This window comes from Candidatus Binataceae bacterium (genome assembly GCA_035500095.1).
In the GTDB taxonomy this organism is placed as follows: domain Bacteria; phylum Desulfobacterota; class Binatia; order Binatales; family Binataceae; genus JAKAVN01.
The window spans coordinates 1-7,153 of sequence record DATJXN010000107.1; the positions used below are offsets into that span (position 1 = coordinate 1).

Annotated in this window: 5 protein-coding genes; 2 read left to right on the top strand and 3 right to left on the bottom strand. The window is 66.1% G+C overall.

What is annotated here, in order from left to right; genetic code table 11:
• On the top strand, positions 1-2,218 hold a 2,218-nt coding region (locus VMI09_10675; GenBank protein ID HTQ25151.1), incomplete at its 5' end, for a mechanosensitive ion channel domain-containing protein.
• On the opposite strand, the gene VMI09_10680 is transcribed toward VMI09_10675, so the two are convergent.
• Complete coding sequence (locus VMI09_10680) at positions 2,215-2,529, bottom strand: hypothetical protein (protein ID HTQ25152.1); 315 nt, start codon at positions 2,527-2,529, stop codon at positions 2,215-2,217. The genes VMI09_10675 and VMI09_10680 overlap by 4 nt on opposite strands.
• 340 nt (positions 2,530-2,869) lie before the next feature.
• The gene (locus VMI09_10685) at positions 2,870-4,201 is read right to left on the bottom strand and encodes a citrate synthase (GenBank protein ID HTQ25153.1); all 1,332 of its coding nucleotides are present in this window, start codon (positions 4,199-4,201) and stop codon (positions 2,870-2,872) included.
• Between the two features lie 260 nt (positions 4,202-4,461).
• On the opposite strand from VMI09_10685, the gene VMI09_10690 reads away from it, so the two are divergent.
• Entirely contained in the window at positions 4,462-5,094 is a 633-nt protein-coding gene (locus tag VMI09_10690; GenBank protein ID HTQ25154.1) for a DedA family protein, read from the top strand.
• Between the two features lie 198 nt (positions 5,095-5,292).
• Here VMI09_10690 and glgP read toward each other — a convergent pair.
• A partial coding sequence (gene glgP / locus VMI09_10695) for an alpha-glucan family phosphorylase (GenBank protein ID HTQ25155.1) occupies positions 5,293-7,153 on the bottom strand: 1,861 nt, incomplete at its 5' end.

A 7,153-nucleotide genomic window follows, 5' to 3' on the forward strand; every position in this document is an offset into this window, starting at 1 on the left:
GACGCACCGCGGATGGGCGGCGGCGGATTCTCCGCCGCCGCCCATCCGCGCCGCCGCCGGTGCGGCCGCCGCCTCGGCAGGACCGGCGGCGGCCGCTACGGCGGCAAGCGCCGCGCCTGGCGGCGCGAAGCAGCCGAGCGCGCTTGCAACATCTCAGACGGTCGCCTCGCCGCCGCGGGCCGACGAACGCGTTGCAGTAGTCAACTTCCTCGGCGACACGATCGCTTGGTACCGCGCACTCGAAGCCGAGGAACGGTTGGCGACCGAGCCGGCCGAGATGCTCTTCGTCGACGACGACCGCCGGATGGCGCTCGAGGCGGTTAAGGTCGCCTTCGAATACGCGCGCGCCGAGGCCGCGTTGCTGAAGGCCGAAAAGGCCGTTGCCGACGCCAGCGCGGGGCCAGCCGCGCCTGGCGCTGCTGGGGCAGGGAAGGGCGAAACGTCAACTGCGTTGCCGGGGCTCGCTGGCCTGACTGCTCGGATCCAGGACCAGCAGAAGGCGCTGGATAAGCTCAAGCAGGAGACGGTTCAGCTCAATGCGCAGATGGCAAGCGCCAAGGGAGTGCAGCGCACAACACTCGCGCGCCAGCTCGCGATCGTGCAGAGCCAGACGGAACTCGCGCAGTCGCGGCTCGATTCGTACAACGCGATCGTTCAGTTCGAGACCACCAATGTCCTGGTTCCGGGTCAGAGCGCAGGCCTCTCGGCGCAGATCGACGCGCTCGAGCGCGGCATCCCGCAGTTGAGTGCGCCGTCCAAGGCCGCAGGGGCAGTGCCCGCGGCTCCGCAACCTGGGGCAGCGGTCGCGGCGCATGGCGCGGACCTGACTCCGCCGGCGCCCGATAGCGGGCTGCTGGGGGCGGTCGAGGCGCTCATACGGCTGGGCAAAGCGCAGAGCGAGCTCAGTGCGAGGGTCAGCGAGACCCGGCTCCTCGGATCGCAGGCCGAAGCCGCACGCACGTCCTTGGTTGCGCGTTTGCGCGAGCTCAACGCCCGCGCCGACGCGCTTGCGGCCACGCCGGATAGCGACGACCTCGCCGCCAGTCGCGCGCGCAAGCGGCAGTTCGACGATCTGATCAAGCGCCACAAAATGATCACCGATGCGCTCTTGCCGCTGGCCAAGCAGCGTGTGGTGCTGCAGCTGTATTCGGCGAATCTCCAGCAATGGATCGGCACCGTGAGGCAGCGATCCGACGACCAGTTGCGCCGGCTGATCTTGCGGCTCTCCGCGCTCGGCGTGGTCCTCCTCGCGGTTTTCATTGCGGCCTTCGTCTGGCGCAGGCTGACGCTGCGCTATGTGCAGGACCTCCGCCGGCGCCGCCAGTTGCTCCAGCTGCGCAGGTTTACGGTGGCGTTGATAGTGGTTTTGGTGTTGCTGTTCGACTTCGCCAGCCAGCTCGGGACGCTCGCGACCGTGATGGGGTTTGCGGCGGCCGGTATCGCGCTCGCGCTGCAGAACGTGATCCTGTCCTTCGCGGGCTACTTCTTCGTCACCGGCCGCTACGGCATCCGCGTCGGCGACCGCATTCAGATCGCCGGCATCAGCGGCGACGTGATCGACATCGGGTTGTTCAAGCTGGCGCTGATGGAACTGGTGGGCGACGGCAACTCGCGCCAGCCGACAGGCCGCGTGGTGATCTTTCCCAATTCGATAGTCTTTCAGGCCAACGGCAACTTCTTCAAGCAGGCCCCCGGCACCAACTTCGTGTGGAATGAGTTCCGCCTCACGCTGGCGCCGGATTGCGACTACCGGCTGGCGGAGAAGCGGCTGCTCGAAGTGGTCGAGGACGTCTACGCGCGATACCGCGACGCCGTGCAGCGCCAGTACAGCAACCTCGAGCGCGAAGTCAGCATGAAGTTCGAGTCGCCGCGTCCGCAAAGCCGCCTGCGCCTCGGCACCAACGGGATCGAGCTTACCATTCGCTATCCTGCCGACACGCGGCACTCGGTGCAGGTCGCCGACGAGATCTCGCGCCGCGCGCTCGACGCCATCGCGCAGGATCCCGCGCTCGCGCTGGCCATGCCCGGGACGCCAAACCTGATGCCGATGGCATCGTCTGAGCCGGCCGCTGCCGAGGCTGCAGAGCCGCAAAACGGACACGACGCCGCGCCCGAGGCCCGCGGCGACTCCGCGATGATACCCGCGGGAGCCGAAGTGGTGGTCGAGCATCCGTCAGACGCGCCTGCTTCGCGGCCGTCCACGCAGAACAAGGGTTAGCCGGCCGGTGGCGGGACCTCGTCGTCGTCGGGCGCGCGGGCCAGCGCGCGCGCGATAAGCCACAGCCCGCAAGCCAGCAGCGCTGCGGACACGGCCGCGCCCGCGGCGCGCGGAATTCCGAGCGCCGGAAGCATCCACCACCAAAGGTTGACGATTTTCAGCGTGCGCGAGCTTTCGACGCTGGTCGCGAGCGGCGCAGTGCCCGCCTGATGCACGAACGTGGCGACCTGATCTGCGTTGCGATATGCGTCCGCGCTCTCGCGCCACACGGCGCCCCAGACGCGAAACATCGGTGCGTAGCCGAAATTCAATCAGCGTCGGCGCGTTGACGACAGACCCGCCGACCGTCAGTGCGACCAGTAGCCACCGCCTCCGCCGCTCGAGCAGCACGGTCAGCGCCATCAATCCCGGCACCGCCGGCAACAGCAGGCGCGGGCCCCACGACCAGGGCTCATCCCAGGAGAGCCAGAGCGTGTGCTCTGCCAGGTAGGCGCCGGCCACGGCGAGAATAAGCGCTTGTTTGCCGAGGCCGCTGGCGTGCGCTGCTCTGGATGGTGCTCTTCGGCGGCATCATCGGCGTCTTGACGCTGAGCGGAGAAGGTGTGGCGAGTTTTTCGTTCCTGAGATCGATTGCTCTGATCGCTCACCGCATCAGATCTGATCGCTCACCGCGTCCTCGCGCATGGTCGGCTTGGGCCGCTTCTCGATCGGCAGCCACTGGCGGATCTTCTCGCCGACATAGACCTGGCGCGGGCGCGCGATCTTCTGCTCCGAATCGCGCACCATCTCGGCCCACTGCGCCATCCATCCCGAGGTCCGCGGAATCGCGAACAGCACCGGGAACATGGTCATCGGGAATCCCATCGCCTGGTAAATGATGCCGGTGTAGAAATCGACGTTGGGATAGAGGCGATGCGAAACGAAGTATTCGTCCTCGAGCCCGATCTTCTCGAGCTCGAGCGCGATATCGATAAGCGGATTGCGCCCGGTGACTTCGAAGACCTCGTAGGCGAGACGCTTCACGATCCTGGCCCGCGGGTCGTAGCTCTTGTACACGCGATGGCCGAAGCCCATCATCTTGCGCTCGCCGCCCTTGACGCTCTTGATGAACTCCGGGATGCGCGCGACCGAGCCGATCTCGGTGAGCATCCGGATCACCGCCTCGTTGGCGCCGCCGTGCAGCGGCCCGTAGAGCGCCGCGGTGGCCGCGGCGACGGCGGAGTAGGGATCGACCTGCGAACTCCCGACCGAGCGCATCGCGTTGGCCGAGCAGTTCTGCTCGTGGTCGGCGTGGAGGATGAACAGGATGTCGAGCGCGCGTTCGAGCGTCGGATTCGGCTTGTAGCGCAGCTCGGTCATCTTGAACAGCATCGAGAGAAAGTTGCCCGCGTAGCTGAGATCGTTGTCGGGATAGACGTAGGGCAGGCCGCGCGTGTGGCGATAGGCCCACGCCGCGAGCGTCGGCAGCTTGCCGATAAGCCGGCGCGTCTGCAGGCGGCGCGACTCCAGGTTCATGATTTCCTTGGCGTCGGGATAGAACGTCGACATCGCGCCGATCGTTCCCACCAGCATCCCCATCGGATGAGCGTCGTAGCGGAAGCCCTGCATGAAGTTCTTCAGGTTCTCATGCACCATCGTGTGGGTCTTGATGTTCTCTTCCCAGGCGCGGTAGTGCTGCTCGTTCGGCAGCTCGCCCTTGACCACCAGGTAGGCGACCTCGAGGTAGTTGCTGTGCTCGGCCAGTTCCTCGATCGGGTAGCCGCGATAGCGCAGGATGCCTTTTTCGCCGTCGATAAAGGTCACCTTGCTCCTGCACGAAGCGGTGTTGGTGAAGGCCGGGTCGTAGGACATCAGGCCAAAATCGTCGGGGCTGTTCTTGATGTCGCGCAGACGGGCGGCGCGAATCACGCCGCCTTCCTCGATCGGAATTTCGTACTGCTTGCCGGTGCGGTTGTCGATTATGGAGAGCGTGTCTTTTGCCATGGGTCTTTTTCTCGCTTCGCGTGTGGCTTGCTTACGATCGGCAGTCTTGCCCGATCCGCGGGCCAAGACAAGCTTGGCAATCAACATATATACAGTTAAACGGAAACCCGGCGCTCCGCCCGCCTGCGCGCCCGCAGGCCCGCCCCGCGGGGCGACCGCGCTGGCGCTGCCCGCCGGCGCATGGCACCCTGTTCGATCATGAATTGCGCCGCGATTTCTCCGTGTGCGGTTTGTCTCTCCGACGCCAGGAGCAGGGCACGATGATCGATCGGCTGATGACCGCGCTCTCGATGTTTATCGTCGCGACCATCTCAGCGATGGGCTACGGCGGAATCGTGCTGCTGATGGCGGTCGAGAGCGCGTGCGTGCCGCTGCCCTCGGAAGTTACGATGCCGTTTTCGGGGTACCTGGTCTCGACCGGGCGCTTCGGGCTAAACGCGGTCGCGATCGCCGGGGCTGTGGGATGCCTGCTCGGGTCGTACGTCGCGTACTTCATCGGGGCCAACGGCGGCCGCCGCCTGCTGCTGAAATACGGGCGCTATGTTTTGATCGCGCCGCACGAAGTCGAACTTGCCGACCGCTTTTTCGATCGCTGGGGACCGCACGCGGTCTTCACCAGCCGGCTGTTGCCGGTGGTTCGCACGTTTATCGCGCTCCCCGCCGGAGTTGCGCGGATGCGGCTTGCGCCGTTTACGATCTACACGCTCGTGGGTTCGTACCTCTGGTGCCTCGGACTGGCGTGGGCCGGGATGAAGCTAGGCGAGCAGTGGAAGAATCTCGGCCCGTACTTCCATCGCTTCGACGGCGCGATCGCCGTGCTGCTCGCCGTGGGCGCCGCCGCGATGCTCTACAACCGGATCAAGGGGATCGCCGCCGCCCCCGCGCCGGAATAACGTTCCATTCGCCGAGAAGACCTGATTCGTTGCCCCGGTTGTCCTGGGGGCGGGTGAGGGGTCAAGGCGGTTCTGGATCTTTGCGAGAACCGCCTCCTTACCTTCTTCGTGGACCCGCGGCGCGATCTCGAGGAAAGCTGAGATTACGCAGGCGAGCGCGTGCGCGATCGAGATCGCGCGGGCCAATATCTTCCCCGTCTATCGCTGCCAGAGAATTTCCGGCGTTTCGAGCGGGACCGCGAGGTCGCGATACGACGGGACGATCCGCGGCGTATAGTCGGCGGCCGGTCGGTTCGAGGGCGCGTCCGCGGTAAAAACGAACCCGCCGACCGCGCCGACCAGGGCCTCGGCCCGCGTCATCGCCTGGCGAAACGGTACGCCGCCGCCGTTGGAATTCGCGTACAACTCGACCCGCACGGCCTCGGGCTCGATGCCGTTCATATAGACCTGCGCGCGAAACCGATGAAGGTCGCCGGCGGTTTCCACGAAGACCTGGCCGAACTTGAGTTTGCTCCACAGTGGCGCGAGCGAGCGGGTCCATCGTGCAAGCTCCTCGGCCGGCGCGCCCCTGGACGCCGCGCGTCTGCGGTAGGCCTCGGCCGCGGGAAGATAAAATTTGTCCGTGTACTCGCGCACCGCGCGATTGGCCGAGAACTCGGGCGTAAGGCGCGCCATCGATTCGCGCATCATCGCGATCCACTCGCGCGGCAATCCGGCGCTGTCGCGGCGATAGAACTTGGTGATCACCTCGCGCTCGAGGATGTCGTACAACTGCTCCGCTTCGATCGCGTCCCACGCAGGGTCGTCGCCGTGCTCCTTGCCGTCGCCGATCGCCCATCCGACCTGCGGGTCGTAGGCCTCGGCCCACCAGCCGTCGAGCGAGGAGAGGTTCAGCCCGCCGTTGATCAGCACCTTCATTCCGCTGGTGCCGCAGGCCTCCCACGGGCGGCGCGGCGTGTTGATCCAGACGTCAACGCCGCCGACGATGCGTTCGGCCAGCAGCAAGTCGTAGTCGATGAGGAACACGGCGTGCTGGCGGATATCGTGGCGGCGGATGAATTGAATCATCTGGCGGATCATCTCTTTGCCGGGCTGGTCGGCCGGATGCGCCTTGCCGGCGACCACGAACTGGACCGGGCGGTCGGGGTTGGTGAGAATCCTGGCAAAGCGATCCGGATCGTGGAGCAGCAGGTTCGGCCGCTTGTAGGTGGCGAAGCGGCGCGCAAAGCCGATCGTGAGCGCGTTGGGGTCGAACATGGTTTTTGCGCGATGAATCTCTTCGCGCGACGCGCCGTAAGCCGCCATCTGGACCTGCGATCGCAGGCGCACGAAGCGCACCAGCTCCTGGCAGTTTTGGCTGCGCAGCTCCCACAGCGCTTCGTCGCTGACCGCCCTGATCTTTTCGCCGATGCCCGCGGTCGTGCCGCGCCATCGCTCCGCGCCGCACGTCGCGCTCCAGAACCGATCGGCGAACACGGATTCCCAGCTCGGCATGTGCACGCCGTTGGTGACGGCGCCTACCGGAATCTCGTCCACCGGCCATCGCGGGAAGAGCGGGCGAAATATCGAGCGGCTGACTTCGCCGTGGAGCCGGCTTACCCCGTTGACCGCGCCCGCGCCGCGGACCGCCAGGTACGCCATGTTGAACGGTTCCGCGTTGTCATCGGGATTAGCGCGGCCGAGCGCCATCAACTCCTTCATATCGAGATGCAGGCGTTCGCTTGCGAAGCGCGCCAGGTAAAGTTGCATCAGCTCGGGCGAGAATCGATCGAAGCCGGCCGCGACGGGCGTGTGCGTGGTGAACAGGTTGCCGGCGCGCGTCGCCGCGAGCGCAGCGTCAAAGGGCAACCCGTTCTCTTCCATGAAGGTGCGCACGCGTTCCAACACCGCGAACGCCGCGTGCCCTTCGTTGAGATGACAGACCTCCGGATGGTGTCCGAGCCTTCTCAACAGGCGCCAGCCGCCGATCCCCAGCACCAGTTCCTGCTGCAGCCGCAATTCGGGACCGCCGCCGTAGAGTTCGCCGGTGATCCCGCGATAGACCGGCAGATTGCCCGGG

Bases quoted from the DNA above. Each gene is read 5' to 3' on its own strand.
- VMI09_10685 (HTQ25153.1), bottom strand. From the start codon at position 4,201: ATGGCAAAAGACACGCTCTCCATAATCGACAACCGCACCGGCAAGCAG.
- VMI09_10690 (HTQ25154.1), top strand. From the start codon at position 4,462: ATGATCGATCGGCTGATGACCGCGCTCTCGATGTTTATCGTCGCGACC.